Source organism: Pseudomonas sp. R2-7-07 (assembly GCF_003852355.1).
Classification (GTDB): domain Bacteria; phylum Pseudomonadota; class Gammaproteobacteria; order Pseudomonadales; family Pseudomonadaceae; genus Aquipseudomonas.
This window is the reverse complement of the sequence record NZ_CP027759.1, coordinates 4,346,245-4,370,941: the sequence shown is the minus strand read 5'-3', so window position 1 is coordinate 4,370,941 and position 24,697 is coordinate 4,346,245. Positions and strand designations below refer to the sequence as shown.

18 protein-coding genes and 1 riboswitch are annotated in these 24,697 nt (G+C 61.9%); of the genes, 15 read left to right on the top strand and 3 right to left on the bottom strand.

Annotation, left to right across the window (positions count from 1 at the left end; translation table 11 throughout):
• Positions 1-64: 64 nt before the first annotated feature.
• Positions 65-322: a hypothetical protein gene (locus C4J86_RS20020; RefSeq protein WP_124364057.1), complete on the bottom strand. Its 258-nt coding sequence runs from the start codon at positions 320-322 to the stop codon at positions 65-67.
• A gap of 42 nt (positions 323-364) precedes the next feature.
• Between C4J86_RS20020 and C4J86_RS20015 the strand changes: the two genes are divergently transcribed.
• The 6 genes from C4J86_RS20015 to argR all read left to right on the top strand — a co-directional run bounded on the left by C4J86_RS20015 (position 365) and on the right by argR (position 5,721).
• The gene (locus C4J86_RS20015; protein ID WP_124371615.1) at positions 365-1,150 is read left to right on the top strand and encodes an ABC transporter substrate-binding protein; all 786 of its coding nucleotides are present in this window, start codon (positions 365-367) and stop codon (positions 1,148-1,150) included.
• Between the two features lie 92 nt (positions 1,151-1,242).
• Positions 1,243-1,932, top strand: coding sequence for an ABC transporter permease (locus tag C4J86_RS20010; protein ID WP_078738713.1), 690 nt, complete (start codon positions 1,243-1,245; stop codon positions 1,930-1,932).
• Entirely contained in the window at positions 1,929-2,627 is a 699-nt protein-coding gene (locus C4J86_RS20005; protein WP_124371614.1) for an ABC transporter permease, read from the top strand. The genes C4J86_RS20010 and C4J86_RS20005 overlap by 4 nt, the downstream gene beginning before the upstream one ends.
• 1 nt (position 2,628) lies before the next feature.
• On the top strand, positions 2,629-3,741 hold the full coding sequence (locus tag C4J86_RS20000; RefSeq protein ID WP_124371613.1) for a succinylglutamate desuccinylase/aspartoacylase family protein: 1,113 nt from the start codon (positions 2,629-2,631) through the stop codon (positions 3,739-3,741).
• 27 nt (positions 3,742-3,768) lie between these two features.
• Positions 3,769-4,533, top strand: a complete 765-nt coding sequence (locus C4J86_RS19995) for an ABC transporter ATP-binding protein (protein WP_124371612.1) — start codon at positions 3,769-3,771, stop codon at positions 4,531-4,533.
• A gap of 207 nt (positions 4,534-4,740) precedes the next feature.
• Positions 4,741-5,721 (top strand): transcriptional regulator ArgR, encoded by a 981-nt coding sequence (gene argR, locus C4J86_RS19990; protein ID WP_124371611.1) that lies wholly within the window; start codon positions 4,741-4,743, stop codon positions 5,719-5,721.
• 9 nt (positions 5,722-5,730) lie between these two features.
• Here argR and C4J86_RS19985 read toward each other — a convergent pair whose 3' ends face one another.
• The gene (locus tag C4J86_RS19985; protein WP_124371610.1) at positions 5,731-11,643 is read right to left on the bottom strand and encodes a leucine-rich repeat domain-containing protein; all 5,913 of its coding nucleotides are present in this window, start codon (positions 11,641-11,643) and stop codon (positions 5,731-5,733) included.
• A gap of 303 nt (positions 11,644-11,946) precedes the next feature.
• Between C4J86_RS19985 and C4J86_RS19980 the strand changes: the two genes are divergently transcribed.
• The 7 genes from C4J86_RS19980 (at position 11,947) to astE (ending at position 19,752) form a co-directional block, all read left to right on the top strand.
• The gene (locus tag C4J86_RS19980; RefSeq protein WP_124371609.1) at positions 11,947-13,167 is read left to right on the top strand and encodes an aspartate aminotransferase family protein; all 1,221 of its coding nucleotides are present in this window, start codon (positions 11,947-11,949) and stop codon (positions 13,165-13,167) included.
• Positions 13,168-13,356: 189 nt separating this feature from the next.
• Positions 13,357-14,376 carry an arginine/ornithine succinyltransferase subunit alpha gene (gene aruF / locus C4J86_RS19975; protein WP_124364050.1) on the top strand — a complete coding sequence of 340 codons (1,020 nt, stop codon included), beginning with the start codon at positions 13,357-13,359 and terminating at the stop codon, positions 14,374-14,376.
• Positions 14,377-14,436: 60 nt separating this feature from the next.
• Positions 14,437-15,462 (top strand): arginine N-succinyltransferase, encoded by a 1,026-nt coding sequence (gene astA, locus C4J86_RS19970; protein WP_124371608.1) that lies wholly within the window; start codon positions 14,437-14,439, stop codon positions 15,460-15,462.
• The gene (gene astD, locus C4J86_RS19965; RefSeq protein WP_164487799.1) at positions 15,459-16,928 is read left to right on the top strand and encodes a succinylglutamate-semialdehyde dehydrogenase; all 1,470 of its coding nucleotides are present in this window, start codon (positions 15,459-15,461) and stop codon (positions 16,926-16,928) included. The genes astA and astD overlap by 4 nt, the downstream gene beginning before the upstream one ends.
• A gap of 150 nt (positions 16,929-17,078) precedes the next feature.
• Positions 17,079-18,425, top strand: coding sequence for an N-succinylarginine dihydrolase (gene astB / locus C4J86_RS19960; RefSeq protein ID WP_124371606.1), 1,347 nt, complete (start codon positions 17,079-17,081; stop codon positions 18,423-18,425).
• A gap of 26 nt (positions 18,426-18,451) precedes the next feature.
• Positions 18,452-18,736 (top strand): topoisomerase II, encoded by a 285-nt coding sequence (locus tag C4J86_RS19955; protein WP_124364046.1) that lies wholly within the window; start codon positions 18,452-18,454, stop codon positions 18,734-18,736.
• Between the two features lie 11 nt (positions 18,737-18,747).
• Positions 18,748-19,752, top strand: coding sequence for a succinylglutamate desuccinylase (gene astE / locus C4J86_RS19950; protein ID WP_124371605.1), 1,005 nt, complete (start codon positions 18,748-18,750; stop codon positions 19,750-19,752).
• 132 nt (positions 19,753-19,884) lie between these two features.
• On the opposite strand, the gene C4J86_RS19945 is transcribed toward astE, so the two are convergent.
• Positions 19,885-20,394, bottom strand: a complete 510-nt coding sequence (locus C4J86_RS19945) for a 6,7-dimethyl-8-ribityllumazine synthase (protein WP_124371604.1) — start codon at positions 20,392-20,394, stop codon at positions 19,885-19,887.
• 114 nt (positions 20,395-20,508) lie between these two features.
• A riboswitch (FMN riboswitch) is annotated at positions 20,509-20,678 on the bottom strand.
• Positions 20,679-20,868: 190 nt separating this feature from the next.
• Here C4J86_RS19945 and ltaE point away from each other — a divergent pair.
• Entirely contained in the window at positions 20,869-21,873 is a 1,005-nt protein-coding gene (gene ltaE / locus C4J86_RS19940) for a low-specificity L-threonine aldolase (RefSeq protein WP_124371603.1), read from the top strand.
• A gap of 146 nt (positions 21,874-22,019) precedes the next feature.
• On the top strand, positions 22,020-24,638 hold the full coding sequence (gene alaS, locus C4J86_RS19935; protein WP_124371602.1) for an alanine--tRNA ligase: 2,619 nt from the start codon (positions 22,020-22,022) through the stop codon (positions 24,636-24,638).
• Positions 24,639-24,697: the final 59 nt, after the last annotated feature.

Genomic DNA, 24,697 nt, shown 5'->3' with positions numbered 1-24,697 from the left:
CGCGCCCAGGAAAACCGCGTTTTAGACACCCTTTGAAATAAGATTAAACGCCACACTTGCCGTGCTAGAAGGGTTTGCGAATAATAGGCCCGCAATTTGCAGCATCAGCTGGTTTAATATCTTTTGTCTCTGCATAAAATTCAGAGGCTGTCAATGAGTTGGAACCGCTTTCTCGGTGCTTCTGTAAATTGTTGTCGCATTGAGGAAATATCGGCTTCCAGCCTGTCGTTAGAATGCCGATCACTCGCTCGTCGTCGCTGGCACGCACTGGCGCAGGACGCTGCACCGCTTTCGGTTTCACCTTCGCCGCATCGTGGGCCATGGCTCATACTGCTGTTTTGCCCTATACCGATGGAGTCCCAAGATGAAGAAACTCGTGCTGTTGGGCGCCCTGGCGCTGTCCGTGCTGTCCATGCAGGCTTTCGCTGAAGGCAAACCGCTGAAAATTGGTATCGAAGCCGCTTACCCTCCGTTTGCCTCGAAGGCGCCGGATGGCAGCATCGTCGGTTTTGACTACGACATCGGCAACGCCCTGTGCAAGCAGATGGACGTGAAGTGCACGTGGGTTGAGCAGGAATTCGACGGTCTGATCCCTGCGCTGAAAGTGCGCAAGATCGACGCGATCCTGTCATCCATGTCCATTACTGAAGACCGCAAGAAGTCCGTGGACTTCACCACCCGCTACTACCTGACCCCAGCTCGCCTGGTGATGAAGGAAGGCACTGCCGTGAGCGACAGCCTGGATGAATTGAAAGGCAAGAAGATCGGCGTGCAGCGCGGTTCGATCCATGACCGTTTCGCCAAGGAAGTCCTGGCACCGAAGGGCGCCACCATCGTTCCTTACGGCACCCAGAACGAAATCTACCTGGACGTGCAAGCCGGTCGCCTCGACGGCACCGTGGCCGACGCCACCCTGCTGCAGGACGGTTTCCTGAAAACCGACGCCGGCAAAGGCTACGCGTTCACAGGTCCCGCGTTCACCGACGCCAAATACTTCGGCGACGGCATAGGCATCGCGGTTCGCAAAGGCGACAAGGAAAACCTGGAGCGCATCAACGCCGCTATTGCCGCGATCCGCGCCAACGGCGAATACAAGAAGATCCAGGACAAGTACTTCGACTTCGATATTTACGGCGCTGATACCAAGTAAATAGTCGCAGCTGTCTGTCCGAAATGGCGCAAGCAACAGAACACTCTGAAGTTTGCGCCATTTTTTCATCCCCCTTTTCGAGGACCTGAATCATGTTGAAAGGCTACGGGGCCGTCATCCTCGATGGCGCATGGTTGACGCTTCAGCTCGCCTTGTCGTCCATGGCCCTGGCCATTGTTCTGGGTCTGATCGGGGTCGCGTTGCGCCTGTCGCCGGTGCGCTGGCTGGCGTGGCTGGGCGACCTGTACTCCACGGTGATCCGCGGGATCCCCGACCTGGTGCTGATCCTGCTGATTTTCTACGGTGGCCAGGACTTGCTTAACCGCGTCGCGCCGATGCTCGGCTTTGACGACTATATTGACCTGAACCCCCTGGCCGCCGGTATCGGCACCCTGGGTTTCATCTTTGGCGCCTACCTGTCGGAAACCTTCCGCGGCGCCTTCATGGCCATTCCCAAGGGCCAGGCCGAGGCCGGCCTGGCGTATGGCATGAGCAGCTTCCAGGTGTTTTTCCGGGTGATGGTGCCGCAGATGATTCGGCTGGCAATCCCCGGGTTTACCAACAACTGGCTGGTACTCACCAAGGCCACCGCGCTGATTTCAGTGGTGGGCCTGCAAGACATGATGTTCAAGGCCAAGCAGGCGGCCGACGCCACCCGCGAGCCTTTTACCTTCTTCCTCGCAGTGGCGGCGATGTACCTGGTGATCACCAGCGTGTCGTTGCTGGCCCTGCGCTATCTTGAGAAGCGCTACTCGGTAGGCGTAAGGGCGGCTGATCTATGATCTTCGACTACAACGTCATCTGGGAGGCCATGCCGCTGTACCTTGGCGGCTTGCTGACCACCCTGAAACTGCTCGCCATTTCGCTGTTCTTCGGCTTGCTCGCCGCCTTGCCCCTGGGCTTGATGCGCGTGTCCAAGCAGCCGATCGTCAACGGCGTGGCATGGCTCTACACCTATGTGATCCGCGGCACACCGATGCTGGTGCAGCTGTTCCTGATCTACTACGGCCTGGCCCAGTTCGAGGCCGTGCGCGAAAGCTTCCTGTGGCCGTTGCTGTCCAGCGCCACGTTTTGCGCGTGCCTGGCGTTCGCGATCAACACCAGCGCCTACACCGCCGAGATCATCGCCGGCAGCCTCAAGGCCACGCCCAATGGCGAGATCGAAGCGGCCAAGGCCATGGGCATGTCGCGCTACAAGCTGTACCGTCGCATCCTGCTGCCCTCGGCCCTGCGCCGCGCGCTGCCGCAGTACAGCAACGAAGTGATCATGATGCTGCAGACCACCAGCCTGGCCTCCATCGTCACCTTGATCGACATCACCGGTGCCGCGCGCACGGTGAATGCCCAGTACTACCTGCCGTTTGAAGCCTATATCACCGCTGGCGCGTTCTACCTGTGCCTGACGTTCATCCTGGTGCGCCTGTTCAAGTTGGCCGAGCGCCGCTGGCTGAGCTACCTGGCGCCACGGAAGCATTGATATGGAACGTATCGATCACCTGTTGCCCTGGGGCCACCTGGGTTGTGAGCGCCAGCTGAGTGTGTTCCGTTTCGGCAGTGGCGAGCGCAAGGCCTATATCCAGGCCAGCCTGCACGCCGATGAGTTACCCGGCATGCGCGCCGCCTGGGAGTTGAAAAAACGCCTTACCGACCTGGAACGCCAAGGGGCGCTCAATGGCGTGATCGAGCTGGTGCCCGTGGCCAATCCGATGGGCCTGGGCCAGCTGCTGCAAGGCAGCCACCAGGGGCGTTTCGAGGTCGGCAGCGGCAAGAATTTCAACCGCGATTTCGTCGAGTTGAGCGCGCCCGTCGCCGAGCGTCTGCACGGCAAGCTGGGCGATGACCCCCACGCCAATGTGCGCCTGATCCGCCAGGCCATGAGCGATGTGCTCAACGCCTTGCCGCCGCCGACCAGCCAGTTGCAAGGCATGCAGCGCATTCTGCTGGGCCATGCCTGCACCGCCGACATCGTCCTCGACCTGCATTGCGACGCCGAAGCCGCGCTGCACATGTATGCGCTGCCCCAGCACTGGCCGCAGTGGCGTTCGCTGTCGGCGCATTTGAATGTGAAGGTCGGCCTGCTGGCGGAAGATTCCGGCGGCAGTTCGTTTGACGAAGCGTGTTCGTTGCCATGGTTGCGTTTGTCCCGGGCATTCCCCGAGGCACAGATTGCGCTGGCCTGTCTGGCGACAACCCTGGAGTTGGGCGGCCAGGCCGACACCGGCCGCGACGAGGCGATCTTCCACGCCGAGGGCATCCTGGCGTTCCTCGCCGAGCAAGGCTTGATCAAGGGCGAATGGCCCGCACCGCAGCACGAGGCGTGTGAAGGCATGCCCTTCGAAGGCACCGAGCTGCTGTTCGCCCCCCACGCCGGGGTGATCAGTTACCTGCGTAAAGCCGGTGACTGGGTTGAAACCGGCGAACCGATTTTTGAAGTGATTGATCCTCTGACCGACCGCGTCAGCATCGTCTGCGCGGGCACGTCCGGGGTGTTGTTCGCCGTTGAACGGCTGCGTTATGCCCAAGCGGGTTTCTGGCTGGCCAAGGTGGCGGGGCGCGAAGCGCTGCGTCACGGGCGCTTGCTCAACGACTGACCACCTGTTTTTGTGAGAACCGACCGCATGTACAAACTTGAAGTCCAAGACCTGCATAAACGCTATGGCAGTCATGAAGTGCTCAAAGGCGTGTCCCTGGCCGCCGCTGCCGGTGATGTGATCAGCATCATCGGCTCCAGTGGTTCGGGCAAAAGTACCTTTTTGCGCTGCATCAACCTGCTCGAGCAACCTCACGCCGGCAAGATTCTGCTCAATAACGAAGAGCTGAAACTGGTCGCGAACAAAGATGGCGCCATGAAGGCCGCCGACCCTAAACAACTGCAACGCATGCGTTCGCGCCTGTCCATGGTGTTCCAGCATTTCAACCTGTGGTCGCACATGACCGCGCTGGAAAACGTGATGGAAGCGCCGGTGCACGTGCTTGGCATGTCGAAAAAAGACGCCCGTGAGAAGGCCGAGCATTATCTGGCCAAGGTCGGCGTGGGCCATCGCAAGGATGCGTTCCCCGGCCACATGTCCGGCGGCGAGCAGCAGCGCGTGGCGATCGCCCGTGCCCTGGCGATGGAGCCGGAGGTGATGCTGTTCGACGAGCCCACCTCGGCCCTCGACCCGGAGCTGGTCGGCGAAGTGCTCAAGGTGATGCAGGATTTGGCTCTGGAAGGCCGCACCATGGTGGTGGTGACCCACGAAATGGGCTTTGCCCGTGAGGTGTCGAACCAGTTGGTGTTTTTGCACAAAGGTATCGTCGAAGAGCGCGGCAATCCGCGTGAAGTGCTGGTGAATCCGCAGTCTGTGCGCCTTCAGCAGTTCCTCTCCGGCAGCTTGAAATAACCCACTTCACTGGAGACGCTGCACCCTGTGGGAGGGGGCTTGCCCCCGATAGCGGTACATCAGATACACATTTGCTGACTGATCCGCCGCTATCGGGAGCAAGCCCCCTCCCACATTGGGATCTTCATCGTTTTGAGATTTCTATTCACTTACGGGCTAGCATTGGCCTTTGTCTTCATTACCGTTACTCGCTTCGGATAGCCTTCCATGACCGCCCATAAAATTGGTTTCCTGATTTGGCCCAGCACAAAAGCCCTCACGCTTGCGCTGGCTGAGGAGGCCTTGCGCGTTGCTCAGCGGGTGCATCCGGACGTGGTCTACGAGCTGTCGTTTTTGCTCGCAGAGCCGGCCACCGAAGGCGCGTGGCAACTGCCGGGCGAACCGTGGGCCGGTAAGCTGGAAGGCTTCCAGAAACTGTTCCTGCTGGCCGACGAGCCGCCCACCGTTATCGCTTCGCAACTGAGCTCCGCCCTCAAGCAACTGGTGCGCGCCGGTTGTGTGATCGGTGGCCTGTCGGCCGGTGTGTACCCGTTGGCCCAGCTCGGCCTGCTCGACGGCTACCGCGCCGCCGTGCACTGGCGTTGGCAGGATGATTTTGCCGAGCGTTTCCCCAAGGTCATCGCCACCAGCCATCTGTTCGACTGGGATCGCGACCGCCTGACCGCCTGCGGTGGCATGTCGGTACTCGACCTGCTGCTGGCGGTATTGGCCCGTGATCACGGCGCCGAACTGGCCGGTGCGGTCTCCGAAGAACTGGTGGTCGAGCGCATCCGCGAAGGCGGCGAGCGCCAGCGCATTCCGCTGCAAAACCGCCTGGGCTCCAGCCATCCGAAGCTGACCCAGGCGGTGTTGCTGATGGAAGCCAATATCGAGGAGCCGCTGACCACCGATGAAATCGCCCAGCACGTGTGTGTGTCGCGACGACAACTGGAGCGGATCTTCAAGCAGTACCTCAATCGCGTCCCCAGCCAGTACTACCTGGAGCTGCGCCTGAACAAGGCGCGCCAGATGCTCATGCAGACCAGCAAGTCGATCATCCAGATCGGCCTGTCGTGCGGCTTCTCCTCGGGGCCGCATTTTTCCAGCGCCTACCGCAACTTCTTCGGCGCCACCCCGCGTGAAGACCGCAACCAGCGGCGCAGCAGCAGCCCGTTCGAACTGTCGTCGGTGCCGTCCGAGCGCGGTTGAGTCGCGCCGTTATTCCTCCATCGGCTGGGGCGTGCCGGGCGCCGACAGGGGAACGCCGGCGCCGTCGAACATCGCGTCTTCCACGCCTAATTCGTAGCCCGTCTGGCGGTAGTAACTGCGCAGCAGTTCCAGGCTTTGCGCAGACAACGGATTGCCGCTCAAATCAGAGTCGTCATCCAGCGGCATGGGCATTTCCAGCAGGTCGCTGGGCAGCTCCATGATCTGGTTGTCGCTCAGGTCCACGACCCGCAGGCGGCGCAGGCTGAAGATCCCTTCCGGTACGTTTGTCAGCTCACAGCTGTGCAGGTAAACCGATACCAATCGCCCGAAATGACGCAGGTCAGGCGTCAGGGTCAGGGGGTTGTTGCTCAGGTCCAGGTATTCCAGCTGGACCAGGCCCGACAGCAGCTCATTGCTGGCGGGCGTCAAGCGGATGTGGTTTTGCGCCAGCTTCAGGTAGCGCAGGCGTCCCAGGTGCACCAACGAGGCGGGCAGGTCGCCCAGCGTGTGGCTCTCGATGGTCAGGTTGATCAGGTTGGGAAAACACCTGAGCAACCCGTCGACCTGTTGATTGGTGCCGTCGCCGATGATTTCCAGCAGGGTGACGTGGTCGAAGCGCGCCGTCAGCGTCGGCATGTCCCCCAACAGTTGCCCGTCGAACACCAGCTTGAAGCTGCGTCGGATAAACACGCCGGAGTCGTCCAGTTCGCCCTCCCGGCGCCAGCAACGTTCGAGCAGGCTTTTGAAGGCCAGTCGGCGCAGTTGTTCACGTGCGCGGGTGTCTTCGTCCAGCACCGTGTCGAGCAGCGGATCCCGTTGCGGGATGTCCGCGGCCCAGGCCAGCAACTGACGTTCCAATTGGCGGTATTCGACGCCCCGGCGCGTGATTTCAGGCGCGGCGGCGTCCAGGTCGCCGGGCAACTGAAAATACAGGCGATTGATTTCGCGGGCGCCCAGGCTTGGGTACAGTGCCTGGAGCTGCTGCACGTGCACCGGGGGCGCCTCGACGTTCCAGTGTTCGCCGCTGGCCTGGCAGTAAGTCTTGATACGCGCCAATGTTTGCCGCGACAACGGGTTGCCCGCCAGGTCGAACGACGCGCCGAAGACGGCGGGCAATGCAAACCCCTGATCGGAAATGTCCTCGATGACGTTGTGGCTCAGGTCGACCCGTGTTCGATAAACACTGCCGGAGAGCAGCGCCGGCGGAATTTCGCGCAGGCCTGTGTTACTGAGCGACAGGCTGGCGAGGTTGCTCAGGCGGTTGAAGTCCGGCAGCCAGCTCAGGCGGTTGTTCGCCAGGTCCAGGTGTTTGAGGTGAACCATGCCGGACAGCACCTGGGTACTGACGGGGTTGAGAGTGAGGCCGCAGTCGTCCAGGCGCAGGTGGGTCAATCGCAGCAAGTGCGGCAAGGTCTTGGGAAAGTGATTGAGGGCATAGTGCTCAACGGACAGCCGTTCCAGGTTGGGAAAACTGCGCAGGAACGCCCCCAACAGCAGGTCGGAACCATCGCCGCTCAGCAGCAGGGATGAGACCTGCTTGAGTGGCCGGCTCAGGGCGGGAAGCTCGCCGCTGACGGGGTGCGTCAGCCTGAGTGTGAAGCATGGCTGATCGCCCTGGGCCTGTTCATCCTGCTCGGCTTCCCGGCGCCAGACAGCCTCGAGGGTGTCCACCAACCGTGCGCGGGCGGCGCGCGCCTGGACCGAGGCCAGCGGGTCTTCGGCCCAGGGACTCAGGTCCTGGCGAATGCTGCGGTAATCGGCGCCAAGCTGCTCCAGCTCGGCCTGGGTGGCGTCGAGGTCACCTGGAAAATCAAAAATGAGCTGATTGATGTCATCGTCGCTCAGGGTCGGGAACAGGCGTTTGGCCTGCTCGATGTCCGCACTGGGCGCATCGATATCCCAGCGGCCTGTGGTCCTTTGGTAGTAAGCCTTGACGCGCTGCAGGGTCGCCCGCGAAAGCGGGTTGGCGCTGAGGTCGAACTTACGGCTGGTGGCCACCGGCAAATCGAAGAGCGCTGCCGGTAGCTCGCTGATCTGGTTGTTCGACAGCACCGCCAGTCCCAGCTCCGGGCGGTCGAGCATGCCCGGCGGCAGCTCGCGAATGCCGGTATAGCTTAAATCCAGGTGCTGCAGCCGGGGCATATTGGCGACGCTGGGGGTCAGGCCCAGCGGGTTGTTGTATAGGTCCAGGGTCACCAGGCGGGTCATGCCGCCGAAGGCTGCGCGGCTTTCTTCGCTCAAGATAATGTTGCAGTCGCTCAGGATCAGGGTGTTGAGGTCGGGCAGTCGGGCGATGCTCGGCGCAAGGCGGCCGAGGGAAAATTTGCTGATGTTCAAGTGACGCAGGCGTTGAAACATTTGCACAAACCTGTCCACCTCCAGCGGGGTGTGCGCACCGCTCAACTCCAGCAGGGTGATGTGCTCGAAACGAGCGGTGAGCACCGGCAGTTCGCCGTAGATGGGCATCGTCAATTGCAGCTTATGGCCGTTGAGAGCCGGCTGTTCGTGAACCTCATCAATCTCGGTTTCCTGACGCCAGCTACGCCTGATTTCTTCGGCCCACAGCCCGCGATCGCGGCGGGCGTATTGATACTCCTGGGTCGTCAGTGGTGCCTCGGTAATGGGGTGGAACGGCGGCGTCGCGTGCTCCCACACGGCAAGGTCGGTGTCCATTTTGTCGTACTCGGCCTGCAGCGTGATCAGGCTGGGCAGGGCGCCGCCCGGTCGGTCTTCCAGGGTTTGCACCAGTTCGCTGATCTGCTCGCGGTTGAGCCGAGGCAACAGGTGGTGGGCGCGCTGCTCGAGGGAGAGCTGCGCCTGTGACGGTCCGGCGGCCTGGTAGCCTTCCATGCCGCCACGCAGGCGCATCACTTCGGGATCATACGTGGGTTCGCGATAGGTGTCCTTGCCGAGCAGGGCGCGCAATTGCTCGCGGTCCAGTACATGTTCGGCAACCGCCTGGCGCAGGCGTTCGCCCTGGCCGATATGGATGTCCAGGGCGTCGCGCTGGCTGTCCGGGATAGCCTGGAGGATGGCGGTGTAGAAATCGGTGTCGGCGAACACCGGCCCCGTTTCATCGACCGGGGTGTAGTGGCCCGTTTCGGTGCGTACCAGGGTCCTCTTGAGTGTGGCGCCTTCGGCGCCGATGGCTTGCAGCAGTGGGCCGTTGGCGTGGTACTCGCGCAGTTCCAGGCGCAGGTCGGTCGACCATCCGGGCAGGCGCTCCAGGGACTGCAGGACCAGCAGATAGGTGTCCGGGTTGTCGACGGCGTCCAGGTACAACCCTTCGTAGGCACGGGTGGTGCGCACCTCCAACTGGGCCGAGGCGGCCTGCTCGACGATACGGGCGGGCACCTTGCCGAGGTCAATGGCCCGCCACTCCGCGCCGCTGGCACTGGCCAGCAGTTCCTCGGCCACGCTGGTGGGCAGCCCGCGTTCCGGGGCGGCATCAATGATTTTTTGCAGCGAGGCAATGGGGCTGCGTTCTTCGCTGCGGTAGCGGGAGTCGAACAGGTTGAAGCGTTTGTCGTGGGCAAGCCGGGCGATTTTTTTGCGCAGGGCGCCGGCGCGCAGGTGAGTGTGCGCGGCGGGCAGGTCGGCGGGTTCCTCCAGCAGCAGCTTGCGCTCGGGTTCATCCAGGCTGTCGATCAGGATGCGCAGCAATTCACCGTTTTTCAGCTGGCTTTCGCGCACCTGCACCACGTGCGCACCGGATTGCCCGGCGAACTCCCACTGGGTATTGCCGCTGGAGTCGACAAGACGCAGTGTCCTGGATACCGGCCATAGGCCGTTGCTGGTCAGTACCTGCAACTGAGTCTGGATATCGGCCTGCCGGTAAATTGCGGGGTCATCGCTGTTCATTTGCGTGATGAAGTCTTGCAGCGCCTGGTCAATCTTGAAGCGCTTGAGGGTGTCGGCCAGCAGCGGGGGGAGCGTTTGCTGGCGCATGTGCATCTTGCGCAAGGCATTGTCGTGGGTGCCGCTGACGCTATGTGCCTGGCGCAGGCGGGCGTCGCTGAGCCCGTCCGCCCGGTAGCCGAGGCGACGCATCAGGGTGGCATTGTCCCAGTTCAGCGGGCGCTCCATTTCGGTGATCCAGGCGCCCTGGCCGTTGTTCAGTAACCGTGGAGCGTAGGCGGCTGGGCGGCTGGGATGGCGTAGGGAATAGCGCAGGCTGGCGGGGTCTTGTTGCAGGCTGTAGTAATCGCCATCCAAGGGCAGCAGGATGTTGCCATTATAGCGGTACAGGCCTTGTGGGTCGGGGCGTACTGTCTTGGGCGGTGTGAACTTGACACGATAGGGCGCAAGGTCGGGTTTCCATAGGCGCTGACCGCCCTCGGCTGTGGTCACGGGTGTCAGGCCGTTGAGAAAACCCAGGCACTCGCCGGGCAGTACCTTGCGCAACAGGCCTTGGGCGATAGGGATTCCGGTGGCAAACAAGCCCAGTTGCACCAGTTGCTCGACAAACCCCATGGTGTGCCCGAACGCTTCCCGCGTCAGGCCTTCAGCCCAGTCGATAACGCCCTCGAAGGCCTCGTCCAGCAGTTGGTAGGCGGTGTAGCCCAGCATCAGCAGCCCAAGCGGTGGAACAAAAGGGCTGGCAATCAGGGCTGCCACTTGCAGCAGCGCCGAGCCGATTTTCTGCAGCAGATCCCAGCGCTCCCAACGGGCCTTGCGGTTGACGGCGGCGGTGGACACCGCCTGGCTGCTCGCGTCATCGCGCAACTTGCTCAACTTCATCTGGTACAGGTGCTGGAACAGGGGTTGCTTGATGGGCAGGCCACGAAACTCCAGCTTCGGCCGGTCCACCTCGGTCTCGCGCCAGCTCGGCAGCGGGTCGCCCGGCGTATGGGGGTGCCAGGTCACTTCGCTCAGGCGGCGGTTGAGGTCGGCGAAGAAGCTGCCGATATCGGCATGGCTGACAAAACGGCTGAAAAAGTGTTGAAAGTCCGTCGAACGCAGCCGTGCCGCGAGCGCCTGCATAAACGCCTGCGCGCTGGGGTATTGCTTGATCGGGTGCTGCGGGTCGTCGGGGATATAGGCGATGACCGGCGCCACCGCGCGGCTTGAGTCCAGGTGCGGCGAAAACACCACAATCCCGACCAGGCGACTGGACATGATGACCAGCTCATGGGCGATCAATGCCGGGCGCCGGCTGCTGTGGCTGATCAGGCTGTGCACCGCGTCATACCCGGCCTGCGGGATGTCGCCCTTGAGCAGCGCCATGTACAGCGACAGCTTGAGCGCGCTGGCCTGGCTTTGCTCGACGCGGGCCTGAAGCACCGCTTCGGCCACGGGGTTGCCCAGCCCCAGGTAATCCTCGAGATAACGCTGGTAGCGCCCGCCGATATCGAGTTCGCGGCACAGGGTGGCGAATTGCGCGACGCTGATGCGCGCTGCAATCGCCGGCAAGCTCTGGAAGTGTCCGGCGGCATTGGGTTGGGTGCTGAAGCCGGAGTTCTGCTCGTAGGCATCGGGCTCGGCTTCAGCCGGCTCGAAGTTGTGCAGGGCGGCCTTCAGCAGCGATACGCTCCAGGTGCGCGAAGCCCCGGCCCTGACGCGAACCCCGGCGAGGGTCAAGGGCACGTAGAGTTGCAGCCAGGTGCTGCGCACATCCAGGTCCAGTGCATATTGGCGCTTGAGCGCCGCTTGCAGCAACTCGGCGCCAAACGTCTCCGGGCTCTTGAGCTCGGCCAGGGCTTTGTCCACTTGGTTCTGCCGGGTCCAGGCTTCGCCGTTCAGGCGCTTGAGTTCTGCGTGTTGGGCGTCGCAGGCGTGCTTGTACCAGTCGGGAATACTCGGCGCGTGTTCGCCAAGGGCCGAACGCCTGGCGGGCGCGGCATCCCCCAGCCAGTGGGGGATGGCCTGCGTGAGGATTGCGTGGTGGGTGTCGGGTGCGACGGGGACGGGGCGTTGGCGCATTGGATCGGTCCTTGAGGCTACAGGTGTTAATCCAGCAGACCAGTCCACGCCCGATCGACGGCGGTAAATACGTGGGGCGCCACGCCCGCGCCGATTTGCGAAGATCCCCTGCGCACGGAGCGGGCGCACGGTTTAAACTGCGCCATTGCGACGCTATTTGTCGCATTGGCGTAAACCCGCGTAAAACGCGGGTTGGCGCTATAAGAAGTTGTCGCTTGGCGGCAAGGCCGCACTGAAAACTGTCCTTACAATCCCTGCATCGCCCGCCAGTTCCAGGCAGGCGTTCCTCTTCAGGAGACTCCGATGTCCGTTGAGCAAGCCCCGGTGCAACGTGCCGATTTCGACCAGGTCATGGTGCCCAACTACGCACCTGCCGCCTTCATTCCCGTGCGTGGCGCAGGTTCGCGCGTGTGGGACCAGGCGGGTCGCGAGCTGATCGACTTTGCCGGCGGTATCGCGGTCAACGTATTGGGCCACGCCCACCCGGCGCTGATCGGCGCACTGACCGAGCAGGCCAACAAGCTGTGGCATGTCTCCAACGTGTTCACCAATGAGCCGGCGCTGCGCCTGGCGCACAAGCTGATCGACGCCACGTTTGCCGAGCGTGTGTTCTTCTGCAACTCCGGCGCCGAAGCCAACGAGGCCGCCTTCAAGCTGGCCCGTCGCGTGGCGTTCGACCGTTTCGGCAGCGAGAAGTACGAGATCATCGCCGCGCTGAACAGCTTCCACGGCCGGACCCTGTTCACCGTCAACGTCGGTGGTCAGTCGAAGTACTCCGATGGTTTCGGGCCTAAAATCACCGGCATCACCCACGTTCCTTATAACGACCTGGACGCTTTGAAAGCCGCCGTGTCGGACAAGACCTGCGCCGTGGTGCTGGAGCCGATTCAGGGCGAAGGCGGCGTACTGCCGGCCGAGCTGGCTTATTTGCAAGGCGCCCGCGAACTGTGCGACGCGAACAACGCGCTGCTGGTGTTCGACGAAGTGCAAACCGGCATGGGCCGCAGCGGCCACCTGTTTGCTTACCAACACTACGGCGTGGTGCCGGACATCCTCACCAGCGCCAAGAGCCTGGGTGGCGGTTTCCCGATTGCCGCGATGCTCACCCGCGAAGACTTGGCCAAGCACCTGGTGGTCGGCACCCACGGCACCACCTACGGCGGTAACCCGCTGGCGTGCGCAGTGGCTGAAGCGGTGATCGACGTGGTCAACACTCCCGAGGTGCTGGCCGGCGTGAATGCCAAGCACGACCTGTTCAAGGCGCGCCTGGAGCAGATCGGCGAGCAGTACGGCATCTTCACCCAAGTGCGTGGCATGGGCCTGCTGATCGGTTGCGTATTGAGCGATGCGTTCAAGGGCAAGGCCAAGGACGTGTTCAACGCCGCCGAGAAAGAAAACCTGATGATCCTGCAAGCCGGCCCGGACGTGGTGCGTTTCGCGCCGAGCCTGGTGGTGGAAGAGGCGGACATCAACGAAGGTCTGGATCGCTTCGAACGTGCCGTAAAAACGCTGACCCAAGCCTGATACACATCTTTCTGCCGGACCGGATCAAATGTGGGAGGGGGCTTGCTCCCGATAGCGGACGGTCAGTTGATGCAACTGGTACTGAACCACCGCCATCGGGAGCAAGCCCCCTCCCACATTGGATATGGGTTGTGCCTGACGTGTCCGGTATTTTTTCCCTATGATTTTTTCGAGTTAAGGAGTGACACCATGCTGGTGATGCGCCCCGCGCAAATGGCTGATCTGGGCGAGGTACAGCGTCTGGCTGCGGACAGCCCGATTGGTGTCACCTCCTTGCCGGATGATGTGGAACGCCTGAGCGACAAGATCGCGGCCAGCGAAGCGTCCTTCGCGGCCGAGGTGAGTTTCAACGGTGAAGAAAGCTATTTCTTCGTGCTCGAAGACACCGAGACGGGCAAGCTCGCGGGCTGCTCGGCCATCGTCGCGTCGGCCGGCTACTCGGAACCCTTCTACAGTTTCCGTAACGAAACCTTCGTGCACGCCTCCCGCGAGCTGAAGATCCACAACAAGATCCATGTGTTGTCCCAGTGTCACGACCTCACCGGTAACAGCCTGCTCACCAGTTTCTACGTGGTGCCTGAGCTGGTCGGTTCGCCGTGGTCGGAGCTCAACTCCCGTGGCCGCCTGTTGTTCGTCGCCAGCCACCCCGAGCGCTTTGCCGATTCAGTGGTGACCGAGATCGTCGGCTACAGCGACGAGAACGGTGATTCGCCGTTCTGGGACGCCATCGGTCGCAACTTCTTCGACCTCAATTACGCCGCCGCCGAGCGCCTGTGCGGGCTGAAAAGCCGTACGTTCCTCGCCGAGCTGATGCCGCATTACCCGATCTACGTGCCGCTGCTGCCGGACGAAGCCCAGGAAGCCATGGGCCAGGTGCACCCGCGTGCGCAGATCACCTTCGATATCCTCATGCGCGAGGGCTTCGAAACCGACCATTACATCGACATCTTCGACGGCGGCCCGACGCTGCACGCGCGGGTTTCGGGTATCCGCTCGATCGCCCAGAGCCGCGTGGTGCCAGTGAAGATCGGCGAGATGCTCAAGGGTGTCGGCCGCCAATACCTGGTGAGCAACGCGCAGTTGCAGGATTACCGTGCGGTGATGCTGGAGCTGGACTACGCGCCCGGCAAACCGGTGACCCTGGACCTCGCCGCCGCCGAAGCCCTGGGCGTTGGCGAAGGCGCGAGCGTGCGTCTTGTTGCAGTGTGAGAGCCGGTATAAAACAGAGTTTCGCGGGTGGCTGCAAAGCGGCCCGTTCGAGGAGATAGCATGATCGTTCGTCCCGTACGCAGCAGCGATTTACCGGCCCTGATTGATCTGGCGCGCAGCACCGGCACCGGCCTCACCACCTTGCCGGCCAACGAAGAGCGCCTGACCCACCGCGTGGGCTGGGCCGAGAAAACCTTTCGCGGCGAAGCCGGGCGCGGCGATGCCGACTACCTCTTCGTGCTGGAGAACGACGAAGGCCGCGTGGTGGGCATTTCGGCCATCGCCGGCGCCGTCGGCCTGCGCGAGCCGTGGTACAACTTCCGGGTCGGCCTGACGGTCAGCGCCTCCCAGGAATTGAACATCTACCGCGAAATTCCGACGCTGTTCCTGGCCAACGACCTCACCGGCAACTCCGAGCTGTGTTCGTTGTTCCTGCACGCCGATTACCGCAACGGCCTCAACGGCCGCATGCTGGCCAAGGCGCGCATGCTGTTCATTGCCGAATTCCCGCAACTGTTCGGCAACAAGATCATCGCCGAGATGCGCGGCGTGTCCAACGAAGCGGGGCGCTCGCCGTTCTGGGAAAGCCTGGGCCGGCACTTCTTCAAAATGGAATTCAGCCAGGCCGACTACCTCACCGGTGTCGGCAACAAAGCGTTTATCGCTGAGTTGATGCCCAAGTTTCCGCTGTACAGCTGCTTTCTTTCCGAAGACGCGCGCAACGTGATCGGCAAGGTCCATCCGGATACCGAGCCGGCGCTGAGCATGCTCAAGAGCGAAGGCTTCAGCTACCAGGGCTATGTGGATATTTTCGACGCCGGCCCGGCGGTGGAGTGTGAAACCAGCAAGATCCGTGCGGTGCGCGACAGCCAGGCGCTGGTGCTGGCCATCGGCACGCCGGGGGACGACGCCACGCCGTTCCTGATCCATAACCGCAAACGCGAAGACTGCCGCATCACTGCTGCCCCGGCTCGCTTGGCGGCGGGCACGTTGGTGGTCGATCCGTTGACCGCCAAGCGTCTGCAGCTTGTGGTCGGTGATCAAGTGCGTGCCGTACCGTTGTCCGCAGCCCGGGAGGCGAAATAATGAATTCGTTGTATATCGCAGGTAGCTGGCTGGCCGGCCAGGGTGAACTGTTTGAATCGCGTAACCCGGTGACCCAGCAGGTGCTGTGGAGCGGCAACGGTGCGACGGCCGAGCAGGTCGAGTCCGCCGTGCAGGCCGCACGCCAGGCATTTCCAGGCTGGGCCCGGCGTTCGTTGGAAGAGCGCATCAGTGTGCTCGAAACCTTCGCCAGTACCCTGAAAAGCCGCGCCGATGAAATCGCCCGCTGCATCGGTGAGGAAACTGGTAAGCCGCTGTGGGAATCGGCCACCGAAGTCACCAGCATGGCCAACAAGATCGCGATCTCGGTGCAAAGTTATCGCGAGCGTACCGGCGAGAAGAGCGGCCCCCTGGGCGACGCCACCGCTGTGCTGCGTCACAAGCCCCACGGCGTGGTGGCGGTGTTCGGCCCTTACAACTTTCCTGGCCACTTGCCGAACGGGCATATCGTCCCGGCGCTGCTGGCGGGCAATACCGTACTGTTCAAGCCGAGCGAGCTCACGCCGAAAGTTGCCGAGTTGACCGTGCAGTGCTGGGTCGAAGCGGGTTTACCGGCGGGCGTGTTGAACCTGCTGCAAGGTGCGCGGGAAACCGGCATCGCGTTGGCCGCCAACCCAGGCATCGACGGGTTGTTCTTCACCGGTTCCAGCCGCACCGGCAACCATCTGCACGAGCAGTTTTCCGGGCGCCCGGACAAGATCCTGGCCCTGGAGATGGGCGGCAACAACCCGCTGGTAGTGGACGAAGTGGCCGACATGGATGCGGCGGTGTACACCATCATCCAGTCGGCGTTTATCTCCGCCGGCCAACGCTGCACCTGCGCCCGTCGCTTGCTGGTGCCGCAAGGCGCCTGGGGTGATGTGTTGCTGGCGCGTCTGGTGGCGGTCAGCGCGGCCATTGAAGTGGGCGCGTTCGACCAGCAACCGGCGCCGTTCATGGGCTCGGTGATTTCCCTGGCGGCCGCCAAAGCCTTGATGGACGCCCAGGAACTGATGTTGGCCAATGGCGCCGTGGCCCTGCTGGAAATGACCCAACCGCGAGATCAGGCCGCCTTGCTGACCCCAGGTATCATCGACGTGACGGCGGTGGCCGAGCGCGAAGACGAAGAACTGTTCGGCCCGCTGTTGCAAGTGATTCGCTACGCGGATTTTGCTGCGGCAATCGCTGAGGCCAATAACACCCAGTACGGCTTGGCCGCTGGTTTGCTCTCGGATTCCGAGGAGCGTTACCAGCAGTTCTGGCTGGAAAGCCGTGCCGGCATCGTCAACTGGAACAAACAGCTGACCGGCGCCGCCAGCACCGCACCGTTCGGCGGGGTAGGGGCTTCGGGCAACCACCGCGCCAGTGCGTATTACGCGGCGGATTATTGCGCGTATCCGGTGGCGTCGCTGGAAACCCCGAGCCTGGTGGTTCCAGCCACTCTGACCCCGGGCATAACACTGGTCTAAATGTGGGAAGGGGCTTCCCCCCGATAGCGGTGTGTCAGTCACCTGATTTATCAACAGACAGACTGCTATCGGGAGCAAGCCCCCTCCCACACTGAATCTGTGATGTGTTGAAGATTGCTTATAAAAACAGATGTTCGTGGAGCCTCGCCGATGAAATCCTATGAAGTCAATTTTGACGGTCTAGTGGGGCCGACCCATAACTACGGCGGTTTGTCCTTCGGCAACGTCGCGTCCCAGAGCAACAGCCAGCAACACTCCAACCCCAAGGAAGCGGCGTTGCAGGGGCTGCAGAAAATGAAAGCGCTGATGGACATGGGCTTTGTGCAAGGCGTGCTTGCACCCCAGGAACGTCCGGACGTGGCCGCCTTGCGCAGCCTCGGTTTCAGCGGCACCGACGCGCAGGTCATTCAGCAGGCGGCCAAGCAGGCCATGCCATTGCTGGTGGCGAGTTGCTCGGCGTCGAGCATGTGGGTGGCCAACGCGGCCACGGTCAGCCCCAGCGCCGATACGGCGGACGGCCGCGTGCACTTCACCGCTGCCAACCTCAACTGCAAATACCATCGCAGCATCGAACACCCGACCACCAGCCGCGTGCTGGGGGCGATGTTTGCCGATCAGCAGCACTTCGCGCACCACGCCGCGTTGCCGGCGGTGGCGCAGTTCGGTGATGAAGGCGCGGCGAACCACACGCGTTTCTGCCGTGACTATGGCGAGGCGGGCGTAGAGTTCTTTGTATTCGGCCGCAGTGCGTTCGACGCTCGTTATCCAGCGCCGCAGAAATACCCGGCACGCCAGACGCTCGAGGCGTCCCAGGCGGTTGCGCGTTTGCACGGCCTGAAGGATGAAGGCGTGGTCTACGCCCAGCAGAACCCGGGGGTGATCGATGCCGGTGTGTTCCACAACGACGTGATCGCGGTAGGCAACGGCGAAGTGCTGTTCTACCACGAGGACGCGTTCCTCCATACCGAACAGATGCTCGCTGAGTTGCAGGGCAAACTGGGCAAGTTGGGCGGCACTTTCCAGTCGGTCTGCGTGCCGCGTGCCCAGGTCAGTGTGGAGGACGCGGTGCGCTCCTACCTGTTCAACAGCCAGTTGCTGACCCGTCCTGACGGCTCGATGCTGCTGATCGTGCCGGAAGAATGCCGCGCCAACGAGCGCGTCTGGCAGTACCTGCAACAGCTCACGGCCTCCGGCGGCTTGATCCGCGAAGTGAACGTATTCGACCTCAAGCAAAGCATGCAGAACGGCGGCGGCCCGGCATGCCTGCGGTTGCGTGTGGCGCTGAACGAAACCGAACTGGCGGCGGTGAATCCAGGCGTTATCATGACCGCGCCGCTGTACGACACGCTGACCCAGTGGGTCAACAAGCACTACCGCGACAGCCTGCGCGAAACCGACCTGGCTGACCCGCAACTGCTGCTTGAGTGCCGGACGGCACTGGATGAACTGACGCAAATCCTTAAACTGGGCTCGGTTTATCCTTTCCAGACCCATTAACGCCCTACGGCTGAGATATTTTATTTATGACCGACACCCTTAAGCTGATCCTTGAAGACACTGACGGCACCCAGCTGGAAACCTCCTGCACCCGCGTTGCCGTGGTCTGGCAGGGCAAGGAGATCTGGATTCAGCACGACGGCCGTGGCCAACTGCTGATCGGTGTGGATGTGGAGGAGGGTGACGCCGAGTACGCCAACCTGCTGATGCGCCCATTGGCGACCAACCTGATGAGCCTGCAACTGGAAATGGAACCGGCCGAGGTTGAAGGCGACGACGATCACGTCCATGGCCCTGGCTGCAACCACTAAGGAAGCTGCTTATGCTCGCCCTCGGCAAACTGCTTGAACTGACCCTCGCCGGTCGCGAACCGGCGCAAAAAATTCAACTGACTGTCGACGGCGTGCAGATGCGCTGGCTCAGTGAGGGCGCGCTTGAAGTGCGTCCTCCTGAGGCACGGGACAATGGCAGCGACCTGCTGTTGTCGTCCGGCATCCATGGCAACGAAACCGCGCCGATCGAGTTGCTCGACCGTCTGTTGCATGGCATCGCCCGGGGGGAAATCAAACCCCGCACCCGTATTCTGTTCCTGTTCGGCAACCCCGAGGCCATGCGTCGCGGCGAGCGTTACCTTGAACTGGACGTCAACCGGCTGTTCAAAGGCCGGCATGAAAGCAACATCGGCCCCGAAGCCATGCGCGCCGCCGAACTGGAACAGCTGGCCCGCAGCTTTTTCAGCCAGCCTGGCCGTTCGCGCCTGCATTACGACCTGCACACCGCGATTCGTGGCTCGAAGATCGAGCAGTTTGCGTTGTACCCGTGGAAGGAAGGGCGCCAGCATTCACGCCACGAACTGGCCCGCCTTTGCGCTGCCGGCATGCAGGCCGTGCTGCTCCAAAACAAAACTTCGATCACCTTCACTGCGTTCACCTACGAGCAACTGGGCGCCGAAGCCTTCACCCTGGAATTGGGCAAGGCGCGGCCGTTCGGGCATAACGAGGGCGTGGATGTTTCACGCCTGGAGCTGCGCCTCAAGCAGATCATCGAAGGCACCGAGCCTGCTACGGACAGCCTCGACGGTATGCAGCTGTTCGCCGTTGCGCGTGAAGTGATCAAGCACAGTGACGCCTTCCTGCTGCACCTGCCGGCGGATGTGGAAAACTTTTCGGAGTTGGAAAAAGGCTACCTGCTGGCCGAAGACGTAGCCAAGACCCGCTGGGTGATCGAGGAAGAGGGCGCACGCATCATCTTCCCCAACCCTAAGGTGAAGAATGGTTTGCGCGCTGGGATATTGATCGTGCCGACCACGGACGCGGACCTGGTGTAGTTTTCAAGGCCTGACCCTATGCAAATGTGGGAGGGGGCTTGCTCCCGATAGCGGTGTATCAGCCAGCTCATCTGTAGCTGACCCACCGCCATCGGGAGCAAGCCCCCTCCCACATTGTTTTTGCGGTGTTGCTTATACCGCTACGGCACGAGGCTCACTACGACGGATCGCCCGTACTTTGTGCAGGGTATCGGCGCAGGTGCGTGCCGCTTCCTGACCCTTGTGCACGAAGTGCTCGTAGAAGAACGTGGTGTGTTCGCTGCCGCCGTGGAAGTGGTGTGGGGTCAGCGACACCGAAAATACCGGCACTTCGGTTTCGAGCTGCACCTGCATCAGGCCGCTGACCACTGATTGGGCGACGAATTCGTGACGGTAGATGCCGCCATCCACCACCAGCGCGGCGGCGACGATACCGGCGTAACGGCCGGTCTTGGCCAGCAGCTTGGCGTGCAGAGGCATTTCAAAGGCGCCGCCGACTTCGAAGAAGTCGATATCCGATTCCTGGTAGCCCTGGGCGATCATTTCGGCGAGGAAACCTTTACGCGACTGATCGACAATATCCTTGTGCCAGCAGGTCTGGATAAATGCGACGCGCTCGCCGTGGTGGTTTTTGCTTTTGCTGTCGATTGCGGTGGGTTGCATGTTCTGACTCCTGTTTAAGAAAAAAACAGGGCGTTATGAATCGAATGGGATTTAAGGGTATGCACCGCTGTTTTCATGCAGGCATGAATTCAACGCGCGGCCCTTAGGTGCCAATCCCGTTCTCTCTTCATCCGGACTATGACCGTCGGCCCCGGGATCACACCGGGTCTGCTGACCTTGTCGCCGTCCTGCCTGAGCAGTTTGAGGCGCCAAGCGCTCGCGGGCTATGCACATTGCGCGCAATTACCGCCGGTGGGGAGTTGCACCCCGCCCTGAGAACGTTGCCACCAGAACGCTGGCGGCGGAGAGTTTTTAACATGCTTTTTCAAAAACTGCACGGTTGCCGTATCGATAAGCTATATCGGTTTGTTTGGTGGGTATTCGATTGAATGCAGCGGGGACTTGATATTGCGTGGCTTTGCCCGCAGTAATCACTCACAAAAGGACTTATCCATTCCGTTAGAGGGCCCCTTCATGACCGTGATCGACCTGCGCAGCGACACCGTGACCCAACCCACCCCCGGTATGCTCGATGCGATGGCCAGCGCCGTCAGCGGTGATGACGTTTACGGCGAAGACCCCAGCGTCAACCGACTGGAGGCTGAGTTGGCCAGGCGCCTGGGCTTCCCGGCCGCGCTGTTCGTGCCCACTGGCACCATGAGTAATCTGCTGGCGTTGATGGCCCACTGTGAGCGCGGCGAGGAATACATCGTCGGGCAACAGGCCCACACCTACAAATACGAAGGGGGCGGGGCGGCCGTGCTGGGTTCGATCCAGCCGCAGCCGCTGGAGGTGCAGCCAGACGGCTCCCTGGACCTCGACCAGGTGCTGGCGGCGATCAAACCCGATGATTTCCACTTCGCCCGCACACGCTTGCTGGCGCTTGAAAACACCATGCAAGGCAAAGTGCTGCCATTGGCATACCTGGCCAGGGCGCGGTCGTTTACCCGCGAACACGGCCTGGCGTTGCATCTGGACGGCGCGCGGCTCTACAACGCAGCGGTCAAGCTGGGCGTGGACGCGCGTGAAATTGCCGGGCATTTCGATTCGGTGTCGGTGTGCCTGTCCAAGGGGCTCGGTGCGCCGGTCGGCTCGGTGCTGTGCGGTTCCACGGCATTGATCGCCAAGGCGCGGCGTCTACGCAAGATGGTCGGCGGTGGCATGCGTCAGGCCGGTTCACTGGCGGCGGCAGGCCTGTATGCGCTGGATCACCAGGTGCAGCGTTTGGCCGATGACCACGCCAATGCGCAGTGGCTGGGGGATGAGTTGCGCCAGGCGGGTTATACGGTGGAGCCGGTACAGACCAACATGGTCTATGTGCAGATCGGTGACCGGGCCCAGGCGTTGAAAGCGTTTGCCGCCGAGCGCGGGATCAAGTTGAGCGCCGCTCCGCGCCTGCGCATGGTGACGCACCTGGACGTCAGCCGGGCGCAGATTGAGCAAGTCGTGCAGACATTCGTCGCATTTTCGCAGAAATGACAGTGCAGGCCGTCTAATTGACTGCTTCTATCACATAAACACGCTGTACCACCGGCAAAGGGCCGATATAATGCGGCCCTTTGCCGTCGCTTCGTCTGATGATGTTGCGCACTGGCCTTTGGCCGCAGCCTCCGTGGAAGAACCTAATGAAAAGCGCAGAAATCCGTGAAGCCTTCCTTCGCTTCTTCGAAGAGCAAGGCCACACCCGTGTAGCCTCAAGCTCCTTGATCCCAGGCAATGACCCCACCCTGCTGTTCACTAACGCGGGGATGAACCAGTTCAAGGACTGTTTCCTGGGCCAGGAAAAACGCGCCTACACCCGCGCCACCAGCAGTCAGAAGTGCGTACGCGCCGGCGGCAAGAACAGTGACTTGGAAAACGTGGGTTACACCGCGCGCCACCACACCTTCTTCGAAATGCTGGGTAATTTCAGTTTCGGCGATTATTTCAAGAAAGATGCGATCACCTTCGCCTGGACCTTCCTGACCGGCGTGCTGAAACTGCCCAAGGAAAAGCTCTGGGTAACCGTCTATGCCACGGATGACGAAGCGTATGACATCTGGACCCAGCAAATCGGCGTGCCCGCCGAGCGCATGATCCGCATCGGCGACAACAAAGGCGCGCCGTACGCCTCCGATAACTTCTGGACCATGGGCGACACCGGCCCTTGCGGCCCCTGCACCGAGATTTTCTACGATCACGGCGCCGACATCTGGGGTGGCCCGCCGGGTTCGCCGGATGAAGACGGCGACCGCTACATCGAAATCTGGAACAACGTGTTCATGCAGTTCAACCGCACCGCTGATGGCGTGTTGCATCCGTTGCCGGCACCGTCGGTGGACACCGGCATGGGGCTGGAACGGATCAGTGCGGTCATGCAGCACGTTCATTCCAACTATGAAATCGACCTGTTCACCAATCTGTTGAGCGCATCGGCTGCGGCCATTGGCTGCGCCAATGAAGGCCAGTCTTCGCTCAAGGTCGTATCGGACCACATTCGCTCCTGCGGCTTCCTGATTGCCGACGGGGTGCTACCGTCCAACGAAGGCCGTGGCTATGTGCTGCGCCGCATCATCCGTCGCGCCTGCCGTCACGGTAACAAACTGGGCGCTACCGGCAGCTTCTTCTACAAGATCGTGGCTGCCCTGGTGGCCGAGATGGGCGATGCCTTCCCGGAACTGAAGCAGCAACAAGCCAATATCGAGCGGGTGCTCAAGGCTGAGGAAGAGCAGTTCTCCAAGACCCTGGAGCACGGCCTGAAAATTCTCGAGCAGGACCTGGCTGAACTCAAAGGCACCGTGGTGCCGGGCGATGTGGTGTTCAAGCTCTACGACACCTATGGCTTCCCGATGGACCTGACCGCCGACATCGCCCGTGAGCGTGAGCTGACCGTCGATGAGGCCGGTTTCGAGCGTGAGATGGAAGCCCAGCGTGTGCGTGCGCGTTCCGCCAGCTCGTTTGGCCTGGACTACAACACCCTGGTCAAGGTTGATGTGCCTACCGAGTTCATCGGCTACAAGGCTACCGCCGGCGCGGCCAAAATCGTTGCCATTTATAAAGACGGCAAGTCAGTCGATGTGCTGAACGAGGGCGATGAAGCGGTGGTGGTCCTGGATCAGACGCCTTTCTACGCGGAGTCGGGCGGGCAAATCGGTGACTGTGGTTTCCTCAGTTCGACGTCCGGTCGTTTCGACGTGCGCGACACTACCAAGACCGGTGGCGCGTTCCTGCACCATGGTGTGTTGGTGCTGGGCAACCTGGTCGTCGGCGCGCCAGTCGACACGCAAGTTGATGCCGACGTAAGGCATGCAACAGCGCTGAATCACTCGGCCACTCACTTGCTGCACGCTGCGTTGCGTCAGGTGCTGGGCGAGCATGTGCAGCAGAAGGGCTCGTTGGTCGACAGCCAGCGCCTGCGTTTCGACTTCAGCCACTTCGAAGCGATCAAGCCTGATCAGATCAAGGCGCTGGAAGATATCGTCAACGCCGAAATCCGTAAGAACACCCCGGTTGAAACCGAGGAAACGGATATCGAAACCGCCAGGAACAAGGGCGCCATGGCGCTGTTTGGCGAGAAGTATGGCGATGAAGTGCGCGTACTGAGCATGGGCGGCAGTTTCTCGGTGGAGCTGTGTGGCGGTATCCACGCCAACCGCACCGGTGACATCGGCCTGTTGAAAATCATCAGCGAAGGCGGTGTGGCCTCCGGTGTGCGTCGTATCGAGGCCGTCACCGGTGCCGCGGCGCTGGCCTACCTCAATGCAGCCGAAGAACAACTCAAGGAAGCGGCCGGCCTGGTCAAGGGTAGCCGCGACAATCTGATCGACAAGCTGTCCGCCGTGCTTGAGCGCAACCGTGCGCTGGAGAAACAGCTGGAGCAGTTGCAAGCCAAGGCGGCCAGTGCTGCGGGCGACGATCTGTCGGCCTCGGCGGTTGACGTCAAGGACGTAAAAGTCCTGGCGGCGCGCCTGGACGGTCAGGACGGCAAGGCGTTACTGGCCTTGGTCGATCAGTTGAAGAACAAGCTCGGCCGCGCAGTGATCCTGCTCGGCAGTGTCCATGAGGATAAGGTCGTGCTGGTTGCCGGTGTAACCAAGGACCTGACTGGCCAACTCAAAGCCGGTGATTTGATGAAGCAAGCCGCTGCGGCAGTGGGCGGCAAGGGCGGTGGTCGTCCGGACATGGCGCAAGGTGGCGGTGTAGATGCCGGCGCCCTGGACGCGGCCCTGGCCTTGACCGTGCCGTTTGTCGAGGCAGGTATTTAAGGCGCTGTTAATGAGCCCATGGTCTAGTCGTGGGCTCGCTCGGTTGCTGGAAGATTCGT